This is a genomic window from Streptomyces sp. NPDC059166, assembly GCF_042755185.1.
Taxonomy (GTDB): domain Bacteria; phylum Actinomycetota; class Actinomycetes; order Streptomycetales; family Streptomycetaceae; genus Streptomyces.
The window spans coordinates 63,279-83,833 of the sequence record NZ_JBHZCI010000014.1 but is presented as its reverse complement, the minus strand read 5'-3'; the positions used below and the strand labels follow the sequence as shown (position 1 = coordinate 83,833).

The window sequence follows — 20,555 nt, the reverse complement described above, 5'->3', positions numbered from 1 at the left end:
CCCCCCAGCGTCCGGTTCTTCCCGGGCGGCATCATCGCAGACCGGGCGGTCTCCGCACGGACATTCGGAACATTCACCGGCCTCGCTCAGTCCGGCGTGGCACCCCGCCCCTCGCCGGAGTCCTCCTGGCGGCGGGGCTCCGGTTCGGTCAGCTGCGCGTCGAGGTCGTCGAAGAGGAGTTCACCGCGCTCGATCTGGCCCGTCCGGTAGGCGGATCGCGCGACGAGGTGGGCGGCCACGGGGCCCGTCATCAGCTGGAAGAAGCCGATGAGCCCCAGTGTGGCCAGGTCCATGCCTCCACGCAGCCTCAGCCCGACCCCGGCGAGCACCAGCAGCAGACCGAGCGTCTGGGGTTTGGTCGCCGCGTGGCTGCGCGACAGGACGTCGGGCAGTTTCAGCATGCCGGCCACACCGAGGAGGCAGATCGCCGCGCCGACGAGCACGAGGACCGCCCCCGCGGTGTCCAGGACCTGGATCCACGGGCTCACCCCCGGCCCCCCTTCCCGGCGGAACCGCGGCGCGGCTGCGGTTTGTCGCGTACGGCGATGAAGCGGGCGATGCCCACCGAACCGGTGAAGCCGAGGAAGGCCAGCACGAGCATGATCGGGAAGTAGAACGAGTCACGGGCGTAGGCGGATTTGGCGCCCAGGCCCGCGATGACCACGGCGGCGAAGACGTCCAGCGCGATGGCCCGGTCGAGCATCGAGGGGCCGCGGCTGACCCGGACGAGCAGCAGCGCGCCCGCGACGACGACGAGGACGACGCCGGCGGTGATCAGCACCCGGTCGACGTTCTCGGGACCGCTCATGACTCCTCCTCTGCGCCGCCGGTTCCGGCGGCGGGTGGCGGTTCGGACACCCTCGCGATCTCGTCCCGGGTGCCGAAGGCGCGCACCGTCAGCTCCTCCAGCTTCCAGACCTGCCGCCTGGCGGACTCCAGCTCCTCCGGCCGGTCCGCGTCCAGGACGTGCAGGAAGAGAGTGGCGGTGGCCCTGCGCACCTCAACGACGGCGCCGCCCGGCACGTTGGACACGGTCACCGCGGTCGCGGCGAGCATCAGGTCGCTCCGGCAGCGCAGCGGTACGGCGATGACCGCGGGCCGGTGCGGACGGCCGGCGAAGATCTGCCGGGTGACGCGCACCCCCGAGGTGTACATGTCGTAGAGGAGGTAGCCGGCGAGCCGCAGGATGCCCCAGGGGTGCAGCCGAAGGCCCAGGTCGACCTGGGGCAGCGGGAACGCCAGGCAGACGGTGACGGCGACGACCACACCGGTGACGACGTTGGCCCAGGTCAGGGTGGACCAGAGCAGCACCCAGATCAGGGTGAGCCAGGCGATCAGCGGGAGGTCCAGGACACGGCGCCGGCGGCCCGCGAACTCGACGCTGTAGGGCGGAAGTTCGGGGTTCCGGTACGAGAAGGTGATCAGACGCCTCACGGGCCGAGCACCTCCTCCACATACGGCCGGCGGGCGACGAGTTCGTCAGCCGCACGGTCGGTGAAGGCCGTCAGCGGACCGGCCAGGACGGTGAAGGCCAGCCCGAGCAGGACGGCTCCGGCGGTGGCGGCGGTCATCGCCCAGGGGGGCCGCACCGTGGTGGTGACGGCCTTCCCGAGCATGGTGGCCGCGGGAGCGGTGACCGGCCCCACCCCTTCGTCGCCGGTGCCCGGGATCCGGTCCGGCCCGGCGTCCGTGTCGTCGTCGTCGTCGCTGTCGTCGGAGGTCTCCAGCACCGTGCCGTAGGCGGCCTGGCCCGGTGGCTCGGTCCGCCAGAAGGCCAGATTCCAGATCTTGGCCATCACATACAGGGTGAGCAGGCTCGTCGCCGTCGCCCCTGCCACGAGTACCCAGGCCCAGACACTCCCGTCCGCGACGCCCGCCCGCATCAGACCGAGCTTTCCGATGAACCCTGAAAGCGGCGGGATGCCCGCGAAGTTCATCGCGGGAACGAAGAAGAGGACGGCGAGCAGCGGAGCCGAGCGGGCCAGTCCGCCGAGCCGGGTGAGTTCGTTGGTGCCGCCCCGGCGTTCGATCAGTCCGGCGACGAGGAAGAGGGTGGTCTGGACGGTGATGTGGTGTGCCACGTAGAAGATCGCGCCGCCGTACGCGGCGGGGGTGGCGAGGCCGATGCCGAAGACCATGTAGCCGATGTGGCTGATCAGGGTGAAGGAGAAGAGCCGCTTGAGGTCGGTCTGCGCGACCGCTCCGAGGATGCCCACGGTCATCGACGCGAGGGCCACGGCCATCAGGAGGTCGCCGAGCCGGTTCCCGGGGAACAGCAGGGTCTCCACCCGCAGCATGCAGTAGACGCCGACCTTGGTCAGCAGCCCGGCGAACACTGCGGTGACGGGGGCGGGGGCGGTCGGGTAGGAGTCGGGGAGCCAGGCCGCCACGGGGAAGACCGCGGCCTTGATGGCGAAGACGGTGAGCAGCATGGCCTGGATCAGTGTCTGCACACCCTGCGGGAGTTCGCCCAGCCGGACGGCCAGCTGGGCGAGGTTGGCGGTTCCCGCCGCGGCGTAGGTCATGGCGATCGCGGTCAGGAAGAGCATCGAGGAGAAGAGCGAGATGATCACATAGGTGGAGCCCGCCCTGATGCGGGGTCCTGTGCCGCCGAGCGTGAGCAGGACGAAGCTGGCGACCAGCATGATCTCGAAGCCGACGTAGAGGTTGACGAGGTCGCCCGCCAGGAAGGTGAGGGACACCCCGGCGACCAGGATGAGGTAGGCGGGGTGGAAGACGGCGACGGGTGTCTTCTTGTCGCGGTCGGCCATGCCCTGGCCGAGGGAGTACACCAGCACCAGGAGGGTCACGGCCGAGGAGACGGTCAGCATCAGCCCGGCCAGGCGGTCGGCGACCAGCGTGATCCCCAGCGGCGGCGCGAAGTCCCCGAGGTCGACGGCGAGGGGGCCCTGCCGGTCGGCGGCGATCATCAGGGTCACCGAGAGGGCGAGCACGGCGGAGAGCACGGCGACGCTGATGACGCGCTGGAAGCGTGCGAGCCTGGTGCCGAACGCGAGGCTCAGCCCGGTGGCGCAGAACGGCAGCAGGACGGGCAGCGGGACGAGGGCGTTCATCCGGCGGCTCCCCCACCGGGGCCCGCCGCGGGGTCTCCCCCGCCGGGGCCCGCCGCGGGGCCTGGGCCGGGCTTCGGCCCGGGGCCGGTGGACCCGCCGTCGGTGCGGTCGTCGTCGTTCACATAATCCTCCGGGTCGGCTCCCAGTACGTCGTTCCACAGGTCTCCGCCGGCGTCCCGGCCACGGGCCTGCAGGGCCCGGTCGGCCCGCAGCCGGGCCCGCAGCTCCCGGTGCTGCTCCCGGTAGCGGGCGCGTTCGGTGCGAGTACGGCCTGACTCCGCCCGGTACTCCTCACGGAGTTCGGCCCGCATGCCGAGGACCTCGGCGCGGAGGAAGATCCGGCGGTCCTCGAGGTCGTCGTGGACCTCGTCCGTGCCGGTGAGCTGGTAGCCGCGGTAGGCCATGGCGAGCAGGAACGCCGTGGTGGCGAGGGTGATGACGATGGCGGTGAGGGCGATCGCCTGGGGCAGGGGGTCGGTGATCCGGCGCAGCGGCACCCCGTAGAGCAGCGGTGCGGCACCGGCCGTCCCCGTCGCGGACAGCACCAGCAGGTTGATGCCGTTGCCCGCGATCACCGCGCCCAGCAGGATGCGGGTGAGAGGGCGGGTGAGCATGAGCAGGCCGCCGACGGCGCAGAGCACGGCGGCGGTGGCGAGGAGCGAGAAGCTCATGGTCATCGGTTCGGTTCCCCCCGCCCGGTGTCCGTCGCCGGCGCGAGTGCGCCCGCGGCCCTCTCGATCTGCCGGTCGACCTTGGCGCCCAGCGCCCGGACGATGTCCAGGACCACCCCGAGGACCAGCAGGTAGACGCCGAAGTCGAAGAGGACCGAGGTGCTCAGGTGGTAGTCGCCGAAGAGGGGGAGGTGGCCGTGGTACGTCCAGGCGTGCAGCACGGTTCCCTCGGCGAGCCCCCCGAGGGCGACGCCGGTGGAGACGAACAGGCCGAGGCCGGTGAAGAGTCCCGGCTGCAGGGGTGCGGCTTCGGCGAGTTCGAACCTGCCGCCCGCCAGATAGCGGGTGATGAGCGCGAGGCCCGCCACGAGTCCGGCGACGAAGCCTCCTCCGGGCATGTTCTCCGCGCAGAACAGCAGGTAGAGGGAGAGCACGAGGATCGGGTGGAAGAGCAGTCTGGCGACCACCTCGAAGACGACGGAGCGGTGTTCGGGCGCGAGGGTGGATCCGGCGGCGAGCCAGTCGCGTTCGGGCGCGGTGTCGTCCCCCTGGGGCAGGCCGGTCAGCCGGCCGGTGGACAGGGCCCAAGCCGTCTCGCCCTTCAGTTCCTCCCTGTCCGCGGCCGTCTCGCCGCGCCGGTGGAGGTAGATGAGGCTCGTGACGCCGATCGCGGCCGCCGCGAGAACGGCGGACTCCCCCAGGGTGTCCCAGGCCCGCAGGTCGACGAGGATGGTGGCGACCACGTCCTTGAGGCCGTGGTCGGCGACCTCCTGGACCATCGCGGCACCCGCCGGTTCGGCGGTGCGCGCCGCCCCGGCCACCCACACGCCCACGCCGACCGTCGCCGCGGCGCCGAGCGCGACCGGGATGCGCAGCGCCCTCCGCCAGGTGCCGATCGGCTCCTCGAAGCGGACCGGCATCCGGCGCAGGACGAGCACGAAGACGATCATCGACACGGTCTCGACGCAGAACTGGGTGAGCGCGAGGTCGGGCGCGCCCTGGACGACGAAGAGCAGCGCGGCCCCGTAGCCGGTCAGCCCCGCGAGGACCACCGCCTTCATACGGCGGCTGACGGTCAGGCAGGAGAGGGCTGCCGCACAGGTCAGCAGGGCGAGGGCGCCCTGGAGCGGGGTGTCCCAGACGCGAGGGGCGGCCGCCCCCTCCCAGGGCCGGTCGGTGACCAGGACGGCGAGCTGGCCGGTGAGCATCACCAGCAGGGTGATGGCCAGGTAGCCGGAGAGTGAGCCGCGCTGGACGAAGCCGGTGACCTGGAGGGCAACCCGTTCCAGGCCGAGGAGGAGATGACCGAAGACGCTGTCGGCGGTCGGCCAGGCGACGCGCCGGGAGAACGCCGTGACGCGCCCGCGCCCGGCGAAGAGCAGGGCCCCGGCGGCCCAGGCCAGGACGGACAGCAGCAGGGCCGTCCCGAAGCCGTGCCAGAGCGCGAGGTGGTAAGGGTGGGCGGGGGCGGGGAAGTTGTCGGCGTAGGCGGCGAACAACGGGTCCGTCCACCCGACGCCGGGGCCGAGGACGAGCCCCGCGACGGCCAGCACGGCGGGCGGGGCGAGGAACGCGGCGCCGACCCTGTGCCCCGGGGTGTCCGCGATCGCGGGCTTCCGGGCGAAGGCCCCCCAGAGGAAGCGGAGGGTGTAGGCGACGGTCAGCGCGGAGCCCACGACGACCACGGCCAGTGTCCACCGGTCCGCCGTGTCACCGTGCAGCAGCGCCTCGAACGCCGCCTCCTTGGCCGCGAACCCGAGGAGTGGGGGCAGGGCGGCCATGGACGCCGCGGCGAGCACGGCGACCACCAGGAGCTGGGGTCTGCCGCGTCCGAGGCCGGAGAGCCTGCGCAGGTCCCGCGTGCCGGCGGTGTGGTCGACGATGCCGGTGACGAGGAAGAGCGCGGCCTTGAAGAGGGCGTGGGCCAGGATCATCGCCGCGGCGGCGAGCGCCGCGTCCCGGTTTCCGGCGCCGGCGAGTACGACCAGGAAGCCGAGCTGGCTCACGGTTCCGTAGGCCAGCACGAGCTTCAGGTCGTTGAGCCGCAGCGCCCGCCAGCCGCCCAGCAGCATGGTCGCGCCCCCCAGCACGAGGACGACCGGCCGCCACACGGGTACGTCCGCGAAGGCGGGTGCCAGCCGCGCCACCAGGTAGACGCCGGCCTTGACCATGGCCGCGGCGTGCAGATACGCGCTGACGGGGGTGGGTGCCGCCATGGCGTTCGGCAGCCACAGGCTGAAGGGCCAGATCGCCGATTTGGACAGAGCGCCGCAGAGCACGAGCACGACGGCGACGGACACGGCGGAGGTCGGGCCGGGCGGATCGGCCACGATGGCGGAGATGCGGTAGGTACCGGCCTCCTGACCGATGATCAGGAAGCCGACCAGCATGGCGAGTCCGCCGAGTGTGGTAACCGTCAGGGCCTGGAGGGCGGATCGGCGGTTCTGCTTGCGCCGGCTGGTGTGACCGATCAGCAGGTAGGAGAAGACGGTGGTCAGCTCCCAGAACACGTAGAGCGTGATCAGGTCGTCGGCGAGGACCAGCGCGGTCATGGCACCGGCGAACGCCAGCAGATTCCCTGCGAAGGGGGCGAGTTGGGGTGAGTCGTCGGTGAAGTACGACACGCAGTAGAGCAGGACGAGTGTCCCCACGCCCGCCGCCAGCAGGACCATCAGTTCCGCGAGCGCGTCGAGGCGCAGGGCGACGGACGCGTCGTAGGCGCGGATCCACTCCCAGGACCAGGTGTCGGCCCGCCCGGAGGCCGCCTCGGCCCACCGGGTGCCCGCCCACACCGTCGTCACGGCCGGGGGGAGGGCCAGCACCAGGAAGGCGAGCCGGCCGAGCCGGCGTACCAGCGGGCCCGCGCAGGCCGCCAGGACGAAGTGGCTGACGATGAGCGCGATCACGATGCGAGGTCCGGAACAAAGGGCACCGAATACAGATATATCCCCCGGCCCGGTTCACCCGTCCGGCGCGCCGCGCGAGCATCGGACCGCCGCTTCCGGTCCCCCTCACCGACCGCCCGTGTTCGCTCCGCCTTGGCCATGGAGCGACATCTGCCCTGTTCGCGACCGGCCACACGGTATGACGTGCGGCTGGTCACGTATCCCCGCGCCGTCCAGGCCTCCCGGCCTGATCACCCGGTCGGCATCGAGGGGCAGATGCTCCGGCTCGTCGGGGACGCCGCAGGGGAGGCGCTTACCCGCACGGTGACGCAGACGGCAGTGCGCGTCGCCGGAGACGGTGAGGCCGTCACCCTCGGGTGACCTGTTCACACAGTGTGGAGGTGGTGTGTCCGACACGGCTTCCGCCTCCCTGGATCCGCGGGATCCCGCCGCCCGGTCTCAGCCTCGCCCTTCACGGCGCGGACCGCCACCCGGGCACCTCGGACATCGCCGACACTTCGACGGAGACACGTGCGCATATAGCGGGCGCGCCGTGTTGAACATGTGAGGCCACTTCCTCTTCTTTTTTGCACTGTGGCTAGTATCCATGCGTCCAAGTTCTCAACGTATTTGACCAGTCACCGGCTGGCATCATCGTCAAGGAGAATCCCCTGCGCACGCGCGCGTCACGGCGGACCGGCTCGGCACCCATGTCGTTGCGGACAGCCCTTCTCGTACTGGCGATCATCCCCGGAGTCGCCCTGGCCGCCCTGTGGGCCGTCACCAGTGGCCAGACACTCCTGGACTTCCAACGCCAGGCAGCCCAGGGACTCTTGGCCGAACACGCAGGCCAACCGTCCAACATCGTGTACTACAACCTGCAGGAGGAACGGCGCCTCAGCGCCGAGGCGCTGGCCCGCCCCGACGGCTCCGGCGCGGCCCTGAAACGGCAGCGGACACTCACCGACAAGGCGATCAAGGACTTCCAGTCGCTCTCGGACGTCAGCGCGGACGACGCCCCCGAGGAAGTGCGCGACGCGGTGGGCAGGGCGCGGGAGGCCATGAACCGCCTGCCCGCCCAGCGCAGCCTCGTCGACGAGGGCGACGGCGACCAGCAGGAAGCGGCGTACCACTACTACACCGACCTGATAGCCGTGGACCTGGAGCTGTTCACAGCACTCAGCCACGTGGACAACGGCGAGGTCACCACGCTGGGGCAGCCCTTGGTGGACCTGTTCTGGGCCAAGGAGATGATCTCCCGCTCGGACGCGATCCTCGCCCGCGGCTGGCCCACGGGCAAGCTCAGCACGAAGGACCTCCAGGAGGTCAGGAACGCCGTCTCCGGTCAGTCGTTCCAGACCGGGATCAAGGTGTTCCCCTACCTCCCGAAGGACGAGCAGGCCGACTGGCGTGCGCTGACCGGGAGTTCGGCCTGGGCGGCGAAGACGGAGGTCGAACGGGAGATCCTGCGGCCCGCCGCGGCCGACCGGTCGGGGTTCGTGAAGCTCGGCGCGGACGAGAAGACCTGGCGCACGGCGATGGACGGGGTCACCCCCCGCCTGATCGAGCTGCTGGAGAAGCGCACCGACGCGGTGATGGTGACCGGCAAGGGCACGGTCATGTCCCTCCTCCTGAAGACGGTCCTCACCTCGGTGATCGGGCTGCTCGCGGTGATCGCGGTCGTCTGGACCACCTGGCGTCTCACCCGCCAGCTCCGCCGCCGCGTGTCCGGCCTCCAGGAGCGCGCCGAGGAACTGGAGAAGGCCCTGCCGGACGTGGTCGAGAGACTGGCGCGGGGCGAGAAGATAGACGTCGAGGCGGAGGCCGCGGCGATCGAGACACCGAGCGAGGGCGACGACGAGCTGACCCGGCTGGGCGACGCACTCAACCAGGCGCGCACCAGCGCCCTGGCCGCGGCCGTCAAGCAGGCGGACCAGCACCGCGGCTTCGAGCGGCTGCTGCAGCGCATCGCCCGCCGCACCCAGCAGCTGATCGGCCAGCAGCTCAAGAAGCTGGACGAACTGGAGCGCGAACACGAGGACCCGGAGGTGCTCGAGGGCCTCTTCGACCTCGATCACCTGACGGCCCGTCTGCGCCGTTACGAGGAGAACCTGGTGATCCTCGCCGGCGGCTCGCCCCACCGGCGCTGGCGCAAGCCCGTGCCTCTGCTGGACGTGATGCGGTCGGCGCAGGGCGAGGTCCAGGACTACCGGCGTGTGGTTCTCGACCTGGACGGCACCCCGTGGCTGTCCGAGCGCGCCGTGGGTCCCGTCTCCCACGTCCTCGCGGAGCTGATCGAGAACGCGCTGACCTTCTCCCGGCCGCCGAGCCCGGTCGAGGTCCGCGCGGCACAGGTCAGCCGCGGACTGGCCATCGAGGTCGAGGACCGCGGTCTCGGCATGGACGAGGACCAGCTCGCGGAGGCGAACGAGCTGATGAGCCGACCGCCCCGGATGGACGTTCTCGCCCACTCCGAGGACATCCGGCTCGGCCTCTACGTGATCTCACGGCTCGCGGACCAGCACGGCCTGCGCGTCGAGTTCAGGCCGTCCGCCTTCGGCGGCACGCGTGTCGTCGTCCTCGTCCCGGACCGGCTGACCGTGCCCGGACCGGGCAGCGGCCCCGCGGCCGTGCCCTCCCCCGCCGCTGAGCGCACCCCCGCTCCCGAGGCTGCTGCCGGCGCCCTGCCGACGCGGGTGCAGGGACGCGCGCTGGCCGGTGTCACCGCGCTGGCCGACCACACCGCACGGCCCCGGCCGGACGACGAGGACGGGCAGGCGTACGACGTCCCCGGGGATCCGGTTCCCGCCGCCCCCGGACCGCCGCTGCCGCTGGAAGGCCCGGGTCCGGTGCACGGCCCCTTCGGGCAGGGCGAGGCGGCGGCCCCGCCCCCGGCCGGCCGTCAGCGGTACCCGGACGGTGAGTCCTTCGCACGGGACACGGACGCCCGCGCACCGGGCGTGGGCGCGTACACCGGGCAGGAGCCGTATCCGGCCGACGGGTCCGCCTACCAGGACGGCCCGGAACAGCCCTACCGGACCGACGGCCCTTCTTACCCGGACGGCCCGGGGCAGCCGTACGACGACGGCTCGTTCCCCGTACCGGGACAGCCCTACGCCCCGGAACAGCCGTACGCCGACAGCCCGTACACCGGGATCGACAGCCCGTATGCCGGGGCCGGCCGGCCCTACGAGGGCGAGGAGCGGCCGTACATGACGGCGGCGGGCCAGTACCCGGTCCCCGAGCTGCCGTACCCGGAACCGGCTGACGACTTCCCGTCGCCCCTGCCGGACGTCCCGCCGGAGTATCCGGCCGAGTACGGCGCCTCGGGATACCTCACACCCGGCCCTCCGGACCTGCCCGGGCCACGAGCCCTCCCGGCGGGGCCGGCCGAGGCCGCCCTGCCGGCGGGCGGAGAGCCCCCGCTCCCCCGCCGCGTACGCCAGGCCAGCCTGGTGGACGAGCTCCGGCTGGACCCGTCCGGGGCGCGCACCACCGCGCCCAAGCCCCCGAGCTGGGACGAGAACCCCCTGCTGCGCCCCGCCCCCCGGCGGGCCGGTGCGGCGATCGGGGCGTTCCAGCGGCGTTCGCGCGCGGCACGTGCGGCGGCCGAGCCGTCGGACTCCCCCGCCACCCCCTCCCCTACGAGAGAAGAACGGTCATGACACGCACAACGGCCACCCTCCAGGACCTGGACTGGCTGCTCGACGGGCTCGTGGACTCGGTCGCCGAGACCCTGAACGCCGTACTGCTGTCCGACGACGGACTGGTGGTCAGCCACTCACGCACGGTCGACCGCGCCGACGCCGAGCGGCTCGCCGCGATATGCACCGGCCAGCAGAGCCTCGCCCGAGGGGTCGGCCAGCTGTTCGACGGCGGGACGGTCCACCAGGTCATCGTCGAACTGGCCGATCTCTGGCTGTTCATCATCTCGGCCGGACAGGGCACGCACCTCGCCGTCGTCGCCTCCCAGGAGGTCGATGCCGAGGTGATGTCCCTGGCCATGCACAACCTCGTCCAGCAGGTCGGCCAGAAGCTCACCGCACCGGCGCGCGGCGACTTCGACGCCTTCGGTACCGGGGAGGGGCACCGGGCGTGAACCCCTACCGGGACGACGAGGAGACCGAGGAGGACGGCGCGGGCACCATGGTGCGCCCGTACACGATCACTCGCGGAAGAACCGCACCCGAACGGGACGACTTCAGCCTCATCACCGTGCTCACCACGGCCGACAGGGCCGTGGACGAGCGCGGAACGCCCCTGAGGACAGGCAGGCTGCAGCCCGAACACCGCATGATCCTCGACCGCTGCCGCCGTCCAGCGGCGGTCGCCGAGGTGTCGGCCGGCCTCGGGCTGCCGGTCTCGGTGACCAAGATCCTGCTCGCCGACCTCGTCGGCCAGGGCCTGCTGCTGGCCCGCGCCCCGCTGATGGCGGCCGGGGCGTCCGGCAGGGCAGACATGGGCCTGTTGGCCACCGTACGTGACGGACTCCGGAGACTCTGAACCGATATGACAACCAGCCAGGCGGCGCCTTCCGCCGTCAAGATCCTCATAGCCGGTGGCTTCGGCGTCGGGAAGACCACCCTGGTGGGCGCCGTCAGTGAGGTGACACCCCTGCGCACCGAGGAGTACCTCACCCAGGCGAGCGTAGGAGTGGACAGCCTCGCCGGGGTCTCCCGGAAGAACACCACCACCGTGGCGCTGGACTTCGGCCGCATCACGGTCAGCCCTGAACTGGTGGTCTACCTGTTCGGCACCCCCGGCCAGGAACGCTTCTGGTTCATGTGGAACGACCTGGTCAACGGCGCTCTGGGAGGGGTGGTGATCGCCGACACCCGCAGGCTCGACACGAGTTTCGCCTCGATCGACTTCTTCGAGAGCCGGGACATCCCCTTCGTGGTGGCGATCAACTGCTTCCACGGGCACAACACCCGCACCCCGGAGGAGATCCGGGCGGCACTCGACCTGGACCCGCATGTCCCGCTGCTGATCGGCGACGTCCGGGAGCGGTCCTTCGGGCGCGACGCCCTGCTCGCCCTGGTCGACCACCTGATGAGCCTGCCCGCGGCCGTCGGCTGACCTGCACACCTCCCCCTTCCCTTCCTCATCGTTCGTTCCCTCCTGGAGAGATCTGAGATGGCAACACCCCTGCGCGTACTGATACACGGCGGCGGCATCGGCGGGCTCACCCTCGCCGTGGCGCTCGCCCGCAGCGGACACACGGCCGAGGTCGTCGAACTCCGTGACGAGCTGGACGCCCTGGGCGTCGGCATCATCCAGCCGTCCAACGCCCTGCACGTCATGCGTGAGATCGGCGTGCTGGACGCGTGCCTGGAAGCCGGCTTCCCCTGGGAGGTGCTGACCATATGCGACCCGGTCGGGACCACTCTCGCCAAGATCCCGCAGCCGCGGATGGACGAGGCCCCCTCCAGCAGCGGCATACCCCGTCCCGCCCTGGCGAGCATCCTGGGCGACGCCACCGGGAAGGCCGGCGTCCCCATCCGCTTCGGCACGACGATCAGCGGCCTCGAAGACGACGGCTCCGGCGTGGATGTGACCCTGTCCGACGGTTCCTCGGCGCGCTGGGACCTCGTAGTCGGCTTCGACGGCATCGGTTCGCCGCTGCGGAGCCGCCTGTACGGGGACCGCTTCTCGCCCGAGTACACGGGCTTCGCCAACTGGCGGGTCACCGTGCCCCGTACGCCCGAGGTCCAGGGTGTGGTGGTCAGCGTCGGCAGGACGTCGACGAAGGCGCTGCTCACCCCGATCACGGACGACCTGATGTACCTGGCCGCCGTGACGGCCGAGGAGGCGGACTTCCGTCCGGAGCCGGCCCGGGCGGAGGAGTTGCTCAAGGAACGCCTCGCCGGCTTCGGGGGCCCCGTGGCGGAAGCCCTCGCCTCGGTCACCGGGCCGGAGGGCATCGTCTACTCCCGCATCTCACAGGTCACGGTGGACGCCCCCTGGCACGTGGGCCGGGTCGTGCTCGCGGGTGACGCCGCCCACGCGAGCACTCCGAACCTCGCCCAGGGTGCGGCGATGGCGGTGGAGGACGCCCTGGTCCTGACTCGTACGCTCGACGAGCACGACGACGTCGCGGCAGCCCTCACCGCGTGGGAGGAGCGCCGCCGTCCGCGTGCCATGTTCGTCCAGAACCTGTCGCGGGCGCTGCTCAAGGAGGAGACGGGCAGCGCCACGACGCCCGAGGAGGACGAACTCCTGAAGATCGGGATGCCGGGCGCGGCCCACGTGCTGGTCAAGCCGTACTGACCGCGCCGGGCGGGAGGGTGCGGCCTGCCGCCCCTCCCTTCCTGTTCTTCGGGCCCGCACCAGGGATTCCGGGAAACCGGGGTGACCTCGTCCGGCCGCGCCCGGCAGGATGGGGCATGACCTGGAACTTCACCGACGACGTCGACGCCTTTCTGGCCACGGCGGGGCCGTCTCTGGCCGCACGGCCGGCCGAGAACACCCTGCTGCTGACCATCACCGCCACGCTCCGGTCCGAAGGGCCTCTGGCCTACGGGCCGGAGCCTCCGGTGCTGGGATGGTGGAGCGAGCCGGACGGCGAGGTGACCGGGGCCCTGGTGCACACTCCGCCCTTCGTGCCGGTCCTGGGCACGGTGCCGGCGGAGGCACTCGGCCCGCTGGCGGAGACGGTCGCCCTGCGCGGCGTCAACGCCGACCGCGCGACGGCGACGGCCCTGTCCGCCCGGTGGCCGGACCACCGGGTGGACGCCGAGCACCGGCTGTACCGCCTCGGCACCCTGGTACCTCCCTGTCCCGCCCCGGCGGGAGGCCCCCGGCCTGCCGGATCCGGCGACCGGGAACTGCTCGTCGGCTGGGTACGGGCCTTCGGGGAGGAGACCGGGCAGTCCGGCACCCGGGCGGAGCAGATCGTGGACACGTACACGGCCCGGGGCGGGCTGACCGTCTGGGAGGCCGACGGCGCCGTGGTGTCGATGGCGGGCGTCTCGCGGAAAATCGCGGACTCGGTGCGTGTCTCGGTCGTCTACACCCCGCCGGAGCACCGGGGACGGGGCTACGCGGCGGCGGTGACCGCCGAGGTGAGCGGCGCGGCGAGGGCCGAGGGGGCCGCGGAGGTGCTGCTCTTCACCGACCTGGCGAATCCGACGAGCAACGGCGTCTACCTGCGGATCGGCTACGAGGCGGTCTCCGACCGGCTGGTGATCACCGCCGTACCGGAATGAGCCCGGCGGGGGGGCGTGCACCAGGATTCAGTGGTGAGCACGGCTGGTGACGGCCGTCACACCGGAATGTCGGAGCATGTCGCACGGAGTGTGGCGAACATCCCCTTTGCACCGGTCCATCTGCTCTATGTATCGGGCGCCGCCCTTCGTATGGTGGGGCGCAGGAAGTCCCGGTACGGCACTCCGCGCCCCCGCCGCGCCCGTCGCGGCGCCGCCCGGATCGCGGCCGAGTACCGGATGTCCCGCTCCCGAACGGAACTCCCGCCTTGCCGTCCGACGCCTCCGTACCCACGCCCCGCTCCTGGCGGATCGAGCTGCCGCACTCGACGGCCGCCGTGCCGATCGCCCGCGCCCTGATCCGCACGGCACTGGCCGAGCTGGACGCGCCGGCGGACAGCGGCACAGCCGAGCTGCTGACCGCGGAGCTGGTCGCGAACGCGGTGGAGCACACCGACGGCTCGGGGCCCATCGAGCTGGTGGTCGAGCTGCTCGCGTCCGGCTGCCAGGTCGAGGTGCACGACCACGACCCGGGTCCGCCGGGCGGCCTGTCCGGTCCGGTGCCGGACGGCCCGCCCGATCCGTGGCTGGAGCACGGGCGCGGGCTGCTCCTGATCCGCGCCCTCAGTTCCGCCTGCGGTCACCGCCCCACCGAGCACGGCAAGGCGGTCTGGTTCACCCTCCGGTCGAACCCCGCGCCTCCGGGTGCCGCGGCTGCTCCCCGGGGCTGACCAGCCGGGACCGGCTGCGGCCGTACGCCGCGTACACCAGGGACCCCACGGCGAGGAAGACCAGGAACTGCACCCAGGTCGCCCATCCCGTCCCGTACATCAGGTACAGGCAGAACCCGACGCCGAGGATCGGGCTCAGCGGGTACAGCGGCACCCGGAAGGACCGCTTCAGCTCGGGGTTGCGGCGGCGCAGCGCGATGACGGCGACATTGACCACGGCCATCGTGGCGAGCGTGCCGATGGTCGTCAGGTTGACGACGACGTCCAGTGAGGAGAAGGCCGCCGGGACCGCGAAGACGGTCGCGACGATCCAGGTGTTGGCGACGGGCGTACGCGTCTTCGGCGAGACCCGCTCGAAGACCCGGGGGATCAGCCCGTCACGGGACATCGACATGAGGATGCGGGTCTGGCCGTACATCACGGCGAGGACGACGGAGGCGATCGCCACGACGGCGCCGAAGGCGATGATCCCGCCGCCGACGCTCGACTCGGTGACCTGGTCGACGACCAGCGAGAGCGCCGCCGGCTTGTCGGACACGGCGTCCGGCCCCAGCGCGCCGATGGCGCCGAGGGCGACCGCGCAGTAGAGCAGCGTGACCACGCCGATGCAGATCAGGATGGCGACGGGGATGTTCCGCCGCGGGTTCTTGACCTCCTCGCCCGCGGTCGTGATGGCGTCGAAACCGATGTACGAGAAGAAGGCCACCGAGGCGCCCGCGGTGACGCCCGCCATGCCCTCGGGGGCGAAGGGCGAGAGGTGGCCGTCCTCGAAGGCTGTGAAGGCGATCGCGCAGAAGGCGACGAGGATGCCGATCTTGAGTACCGCCATCGCCGCCGTGGCGCGCGCGCTCTCCCTGACACCGCGCACCAGGAGGGTGGCCGCCATCATGACCACGACGACCGCCGGGAGGTTGATCACCCCGCCGTCGCCGGGGCCGGCGGAGAGAGCCTCGGGGAGGCTCCAGCCGGTCAGGCTGTCCAGCAGTTCGTTGACGTACTGGCTCCAGCCGACCGCCACGGCCGACACCGAGACGCCGTACTCCAGCAGCAGGCACCAGCCCACCAGGAAGGCGACACGCTCCCCGAGGGTGGCGTAGGCGAAGGAGTAGGAGCTGCCGGAGACGGGGATGGCGCCGCCCAGCTCGGCGAACGAGAAGGCGGTGAAGATGCAGGTGACGGCGGCGAGGACGAACGACAGGACCACGGCGGGACCCGCCTCGGCGACGCTGTCGGACAGGCCGACGAAGATCCCGGTGCCGACGATGGCGCCGATTCCGAAGCACACGAGCTGGAACAGACCCATGGTGCGTCGCAGGCCGTGGCCTTCGAGGTCCGCCCCGGACTCGGCGAGGAGGAGTTCGGGGCTCTTGACACGTGCCCCGGCTCTGCGGGCCGGGGCGTTCGGTGCGGGGGAGGCGGGACTCATGGGGGCGGGTCTCTTCTCTGGTGGTGCGGGGGAACGAGCCTGTGGGGGGCTCTCACCTGGGCACGCGCCCGGACGGGCACATGAAAAGGGGTCCGGGCATGCGAGCCCGAACCCCACCAAGTGGCACCATCGTAGCCACTTGCACGCATGTTCACCCAATCGGGTGCATGATCATGCGGTCGGCGCGCCTCCTGCCAGCGTGGCGACGAGAACCGCCTTGATGGTGTGCATCCGGTTCTCGGCCTCGTCGAAGACGATCGAGTGCGAGGACTCGAAGACCTCGTCGGTGACCTCCAGCTCACTGAGGCCGTGCCGCTCGTGGATCCCCCTCGCCACCTTCGTGCCGAGGTCGTGGTACGCGGGGAGGCAGTGCATGAACTTCACGTCGTCGTTGCCCGTCGCGCGCAGCACGTCCATGGTCACGGCGTACGGAGCCAGGGCGGTGATGCGCTCGTCCCAGACCTCGGCCGGCTCCCCCATGGAGACCCAGACGTCGGTGACGACGAAGTCGGCGCCCAGGACGCCCTGCGACAGGTCCTCGGTGAGGGTGATGCGCGCACCGCTGGACTCCGCCAGCTTGTGGGCCCGGTCCACGATCTCCTGCGCCGGCCAGTAGGCGGCGGGGGCGACGATCCGGACGTCCATGCCGAGCAGGGCGCCGGTGATCAGGTAGGAGTTGCCCATGTTGAAGCGGGCATCGCCCAGGTAGGCGAAGGTGATCTGCTCCAGCGGCTTGTCACTGTGCTCGGTCATCGTCAGGACGTCGGCGAGCATCTGGGTGGGGTGCCAGTCGTCGGTGAGTCCGTTGAAGACCGGGACGCCCCCGTACGCGGCGAGCTCCTCGACGGCCTGCTGGCTGTCGCCGCGATACTCGATGCCGTCGAACATCCGGCCGAGCACACGGGCGGTGTCCTTCACCGACTCCTTGTGCCCCATCTGCGAACCGGAGGGGTCGAGGTACGTCGTGGAGGCGCCCTGGTCGGCGGCGGCCACCTCGAAGGCGCAGCGGGTGCGGGTCGACGTCTTCTCGAAGATCAGCGCGATGTTCCGGCCCTGCAGCCTGCACACCTCCTCGCCCGCCTTCTTCGCGGCCTTGAGCTCCGCGGACAGGGAGATCAGGCCGCGGAACTCCTCGGCCGTGAAGTCCAGCTCCTTGAGGAAATGGCGGCCCGTGAGGTCGATGGCCATGGTCACTGCTCCTGGGTCGGACGGGGGCGTACGGACGAGTGTATGGAAGTCTATACGAGACACCGCATTGCTATACAGGCACCCCGTCGCCCCGTACCCCGGGGGGCTCCGACGCCCCCGGAGCCCGGTCACACGGCGTCGCGGACCACGGGACAGCTCATGCAGCGGGGCCCGCCCCGGCCGCGCCCGAGCTCGCTGCCCCGGATCTCGATGACCTCGATGCCCTGCTTGCGCAGATAGGTGTTGGTGGTGGCGTTCCGCTCGTACGCGACGACCACCCCGGGCTCCACGGCCAGCACGTTGCACCCGTCGTCCCACTGCTCCCGTTCGGCCGCGTGCACGTCCTGCGTCGCGGTCAGCACCCGGATCGTCTCCAGGCCCAGGGCCGCCGCGACGGCCCGGTGCATGTGCTCGGGCGGATGGTCCGTCACCTTCAGCTCCCGAGGGCCTGCGCCGGGCTCGATCGTGTAGGAGCGCAGCATCCCCAGCCCCGCGTACTGGGTGAAGGTGTCACCGTCGATCATCGTCATCACCGTGTCGAGGTGCATGAAGGCCCGGCGCTTGGGCATGTCCAGGGCCACGATGGTCCGGGCCGATCCGGCGTCGAAGAGCCCTCTGGCCAGCATCTCCACGGCCTGTGGAGTGGTGCGTTCGCTCATGCCGATCAGGACGGCGCCACGGCCGATGACGAGGACGTCACCGCCCTCGATCGTCGAGGGGTAGTCGTCCTGGCCCTGCGACCAGTGGTGGAACACACCGGCCTCGGGACCGGTGAAGAGGGGATGGTGCCGGTAGATGGCCTCGAAGTGCACCGTCTCCCGCTGCCGGGCCGGCCATCGCATCGCGTTGATCGACACGCCGTCGTAGATCCAGGCGGAGGTGTCCCGGGTGAAGATGTGGTTGGGCAGCGGGCTGAGCAGGAAGTCGTCCAGGTCCATGACGTGGAAGCGCACGGACGTGGGCTCGGCGTACCGTTCGAGGAACTCCCTCTTCGTCATGCCGCCGATCAGCGCCTCGGCCAGTTCGGCGGCCGGCAGCTCGTCGAAGGCCGCGCGCAGGTGCTCGGTGGCGAGCGGCCCGTACTCCTTCTCCGCGAAGACCCGGTCGAGGACGAGCCGCCGCGCCACCGGGATGTCGAGGGACTCCCGGAGCAGGTCACCGAAGAGGTGCACCTCGACCCCCCGGTCGCGCAGCACGTCGGCGAACCCGTCGTGTTCCTCCCGGGCCCGACGCACCCAGAGCACGTCGTCGAAGAGGAGTGCGTCCTTGTTGCGGGGGGTGAGCCGCTTCAGCTCCAGATCGGGGCGGTGCAGGATGACGCGGCGCAGCCGCCCGGCCTCGGAATCGACATGGAATCCCATGCCCTCATCCTCACCGCGCTCGGCTGCGTTCACCCCGCGAACCGCCCGCGGATTCCGGGTGGACCGCCGACGGTTCCGAGTGGGACGGCCGCGCCCCTGCCTGCCCAGGACCGAAAGACCGGGCCCGGAGAACCGTCCGGCACGCGTTCCCGCCCGCCCGCTACGCTCATGCGGTGGGTACTCGTGGCCGAGGACGGCGGCGGGGCCGGGGACGGGAGCGGAACATGGCGGAAGCCGTGACGGGCGCGGCCCGGAACGACGGGCTGCTGCCGGTGCGGATCTTCGATCCGGCACGGCTGGCGGCGGTGCGGGCGACGGGCCTCCTGGACACGGAGCCCGAGGACGCGTTCGACGATCTGGCCGCGCTGGCCGCGGCGGTCACCGGCTGCGGCAGGGCGTTCATCACCCTCGTCGACGACAGGCGCTCGTTCTGGAAGGCGTGCGTGGGCGTGGACGCCCCCGCCCTGGCGGACCGGCAGAATCCCGTCGCCGAGAGCTTCTGCCGGTTCCTCGTGGAACTGGACGGCGAGGCGTTCGTCGTCGACGACGCGGTGAACGACCCGCGCACCTGGGATCACCCGTCGGTCGAGCCGATGAGGATCGGCGCCTGGGCGGGCTATCCGGTGCTCGGCCCCGGCGACGAGGTGCTGGGCAGTATGTGCGTGGTGGACGAGAAGCCGCACAGCTGGCAGCCGGCCGAGCTGGCCACGCTGGCGACCATGGCCCGCGCGGTGAGCAACGAGATCAATCTGCGCACCTCGCTGTCCACGGCCCGCGACGCCCTGGAGGTCTCCAGCGAGCTTGCGCGCAGCCTGCAGGACAGCCTCCTGCCGCCGGCGCTGCGGCCCGTCCCGGGCCTGGACGCGGCGGCCTCCTATCTGCCGGCGGCCGGCGGGACGACGGTCGTCGGCGACTTCTACGACCTCTTCCACGCCAAGGGGCCGTGGTGGTGCACGGTGATGGGCGACGTGTGCGGCAAGGGGACGGAGGCGGCCAAGGTCACCGCGCTGGCGCGCTACACCCTGCGCGCGGAGGCCACACAGCACGTCTCGCCGGCCGAGGTCCTGCACCGCCTCAACGACGCGCTGCTGGAGCAACGGGTCGGCGACGGCCGTTTCCTGACGGCGGTGTACGCGACCTTCCGCCGCACGCCCGGCGGGGTCGCGGGGCGGTTGTGCACCGCGGGGCACCCTCAGGCGCTGATACGCCGCGCCGACGGCCGCGTCCAGCCGCTGGGCCGGCAGGGCACGCTCCTCGGCGTGCTGCCCGAGATACGCCTGCACGACGTACGGTTCCGGCTCCGGCCCGGCGACCTCCTGCTGCTGCACACCGACGGCGCCACCGAGGCACGTCCGCCGGTCCGCCCCGGCGGCGGGGACCGGCCGCAGTTCGGTGACACGGCCCTGGCCGCCGAGCTCGGCGCGTGTGAGGGCCTGGACGCGAGCGGCACGGTGAAGCGCCTGGGCGCCGTCCTGGCCGCGCACTGTGACGGCTGGGCCAGCGACGACACCGCGCTGCTCGCCCTCCGGGTGCCGCACGAGGACCGCCGGCCCGCGCGCGGTACATCAGGTGACATACCGGCAGGATGAGCAGCACCGCCGCGGAAAACCCCGACCTCGAGGTGGTCACCACCTGGCACGACACTCCCCCGGCCTATGTCATCGCCCTGCGGGGCGATGCGGAACCGCTGACCCACGACAGGCTGGAAGACGCCTTCGCCCAGGTCCGCCGCAGCCGACTGGACCTGGTCGTGGACCTGTCCGAGACGGCCTTCGGCGACGAACTCCTCCTGGGCCTGCTCCTCGCCGCCCGCGGCGCGGCGCCGTCCCACACGGTCGTCCTGGTCGGCCCGATCTGCGAAAGCTTCCAGCGGCGCCTGGACGTCACCGGCGCCGCCAGGATCTTCGCCGCGTACGGGAGCCGGGTGGCAGCGCTGGATCGGCTGGCCCGCTGATACCGGGCCGGGCCTGCCCCCGACCCGGCCGGTCGGGGGCAGGCGGGGCGACAGGACCGG

General features: G+C 71.7%; 19 protein-coding genes. 10 read left to right on the top strand and 9 right to left on the bottom strand.

Features of this window, described 5'->3' with window-relative positions:
• Positions 1 to 86 precede the first annotated feature (86 nt).
• The 6 genes from mnhG to ACFXOA_RS13230 are packed head-to-tail and all read right to left on the bottom strand — an operon-like array spanning position 87 to position 6,651.
• Complete coding sequence (gene mnhG / locus ACFXOA_RS13255) at positions 87 to 488, bottom strand: monovalent cation/H(+) antiporter subunit G (RefSeq protein ID WP_385026199.1); 402 nt, start codon at positions 486 to 488, stop codon at positions 87 to 89.
• Entirely contained in the window at positions 485 to 808 is a 324-nt protein-coding gene (locus tag ACFXOA_RS13250) for a monovalent cation/H+ antiporter complex subunit F (protein WP_385026196.1), read from the bottom strand. The genes mnhG and ACFXOA_RS13250 overlap by 4 nt, the downstream gene beginning before the upstream one ends.
• Positions 805 to 1,434, bottom strand: a complete 630-nt coding sequence (locus ACFXOA_RS13245) for a Na+/H+ antiporter subunit E (RefSeq protein WP_385026193.1) — start codon at positions 1,432 to 1,434, stop codon at positions 805 to 807. Before ACFXOA_RS13245 ends, ACFXOA_RS13250 begins: the two co-directional genes overlap by 4 nt.
• The gene (locus tag ACFXOA_RS13240) at positions 1,431 to 3,074 is read right to left on the bottom strand and encodes a Na+/H+ antiporter subunit D (RefSeq protein WP_385026190.1); all 1,644 of its coding nucleotides are present in this window, start codon (positions 3,072 to 3,074) and stop codon (positions 1,431 to 1,433) included. Before ACFXOA_RS13240 ends, ACFXOA_RS13245 begins: the two co-directional genes overlap by 4 nt.
• Positions 3,071 to 3,751 (bottom strand): Na(+)/H(+) antiporter subunit C, encoded by a 681-nt coding sequence (locus ACFXOA_RS13235; RefSeq protein ID WP_385026187.1) that lies wholly within the window; start codon positions 3,749 to 3,751, stop codon positions 3,071 to 3,073. Before ACFXOA_RS13235 ends, ACFXOA_RS13240 begins: the two co-directional genes overlap by 4 nt.
• On the bottom strand, positions 3,748 to 6,651 hold the full coding sequence (locus tag ACFXOA_RS13230; RefSeq protein ID WP_385026184.1) for a Na+/H+ antiporter subunit A: 2,904 nt from the start codon (positions 6,649 to 6,651) through the stop codon (positions 3,748 to 3,750). Before ACFXOA_RS13230 ends, ACFXOA_RS13235 begins: the two co-directional genes overlap by 4 nt.
• A 183-nt stretch (positions 6,652 to 6,834) precedes the next feature.
• Here ACFXOA_RS13230 and ACFXOA_RS13225 point away from each other — a divergent pair, with 183 nt between their 5' ends.
• The 8 genes from ACFXOA_RS13225 to ACFXOA_RS13190 all read left to right on the top strand — a co-directional run bounded on the left by ACFXOA_RS13225 (position 6,835) and on the right by ACFXOA_RS13190 (position 14,566).
• Positions 6,835 to 7,011 carry a hypothetical protein gene (locus ACFXOA_RS13225; protein WP_385026181.1) on the top strand — a complete coding sequence of 59 codons (177 nt, stop codon included), beginning with the start codon at positions 6,835 to 6,837 and terminating at the stop codon, positions 7,009 to 7,011.
• Between the two features lie 329 nt (positions 7,012 to 7,340).
• The gene (locus tag ACFXOA_RS13220; RefSeq protein ID WP_385026178.1) at positions 7,341 to 10,295 is read left to right on the top strand and encodes a nitrate- and nitrite sensing domain-containing protein; all 2,955 of its coding nucleotides are present in this window, start codon (positions 7,341 to 7,343) and stop codon (positions 10,293 to 10,295) included.
• Positions 10,292 to 10,729: a roadblock/LC7 domain-containing protein gene (locus tag ACFXOA_RS13215; protein WP_385026175.1), complete on the top strand. Its 438-nt coding sequence runs from the start codon at positions 10,292 to 10,294 to the stop codon at positions 10,727 to 10,729. Before ACFXOA_RS13220 ends, ACFXOA_RS13215 begins: the two co-directional genes overlap by 4 nt.
• Entirely contained in the window at positions 10,726 to 11,133 is a 408-nt protein-coding gene (locus ACFXOA_RS13210) for a DUF742 domain-containing protein (protein WP_385026172.1), read from the top strand. The genes ACFXOA_RS13215 and ACFXOA_RS13210 overlap by 4 nt, the downstream gene beginning before the upstream one ends.
• 6 nt (positions 11,134 to 11,139) lie before the next feature.
• Entirely contained in the window at positions 11,140 to 11,709 is a 570-nt protein-coding gene (locus ACFXOA_RS13205) for an ATP/GTP-binding protein (RefSeq protein WP_385026169.1), read from the top strand.
• A 57-nt stretch (positions 11,710 to 11,766) separates the two neighbouring features.
• A complete protein-coding gene (locus ACFXOA_RS13200) occupies positions 11,767 to 12,900 on the top strand; it encodes an FAD-dependent monooxygenase (protein ID WP_385026166.1) in 1,134 nt (377 codons plus the stop codon).
• A 116-nt stretch (positions 12,901 to 13,016) separates the two neighbouring features.
• Positions 13,017 to 13,838, top strand: coding sequence for a GNAT family N-acetyltransferase (locus ACFXOA_RS13195; RefSeq protein ID WP_385026163.1), 822 nt, complete (start codon positions 13,017 to 13,019; stop codon positions 13,836 to 13,838).
• Between the two features lie 266 nt (positions 13,839 to 14,104).
• A complete protein-coding gene (locus ACFXOA_RS13190; RefSeq protein WP_385026160.1) occupies positions 14,105 to 14,566 on the top strand; it encodes an ATP-binding protein in 462 nt (153 codons plus the stop codon).
• On the opposite strand, the gene ACFXOA_RS13185 is transcribed toward ACFXOA_RS13190, so the two are convergent.
• From ACFXOA_RS13185 to ACFXOA_RS13175, 3 genes are all read right to left on the bottom strand, one after another.
• On the bottom strand, positions 14,511 to 15,992 hold the full coding sequence (locus ACFXOA_RS13185; protein ID WP_385026157.1) for an amino acid permease: 1,482 nt from the start codon (positions 15,990 to 15,992) through the stop codon (positions 14,511 to 14,513). The two genes, ACFXOA_RS13190 and ACFXOA_RS13185, sit on opposite strands and share 56 nt — an antisense overlap.
• Positions 15,993 to 16,163: 171 nt before the next feature.
• Positions 16,164 to 17,180, bottom strand: coding sequence for an ornithine carbamoyltransferase (gene argF, locus ACFXOA_RS13180; protein ID WP_385026154.1), 1,017 nt, complete (start codon positions 17,178 to 17,180; stop codon positions 16,164 to 16,166).
• A 128-nt stretch (positions 17,181 to 17,308) separates the two neighbouring features.
• A complete protein-coding gene (locus ACFXOA_RS13175) occupies positions 17,309 to 18,541 on the bottom strand; it encodes an arginine deiminase (protein ID WP_385026151.1) in 1,233 nt (410 codons plus the stop codon).
• Positions 18,542 to 18,765: 224 nt separating this feature from the next.
• Between ACFXOA_RS13175 and ACFXOA_RS13170 the strand changes: the two genes are divergently transcribed.
• Together ACFXOA_RS13170 and ACFXOA_RS13165 are read left to right on the top strand one after the other, a co-directional pair.
• Positions 18,766 to 20,130 (top strand): PP2C family protein-serine/threonine phosphatase, encoded by a 1,365-nt coding sequence (locus ACFXOA_RS13170; RefSeq protein WP_385026148.1) that lies wholly within the window; start codon positions 18,766 to 18,768, stop codon positions 20,128 to 20,130.
• Positions 20,127 to 20,495 carry an anti-sigma factor antagonist gene (locus ACFXOA_RS13165; RefSeq protein ID WP_385026145.1) on the top strand — a complete coding sequence of 123 codons (369 nt, stop codon included), beginning with the start codon at positions 20,127 to 20,129 and terminating at the stop codon, positions 20,493 to 20,495. The genes ACFXOA_RS13170 and ACFXOA_RS13165 overlap by 4 nt, the downstream gene beginning before the upstream one ends.
• Positions 20,496 to 20,555: the final 60 nt, after the last annotated feature.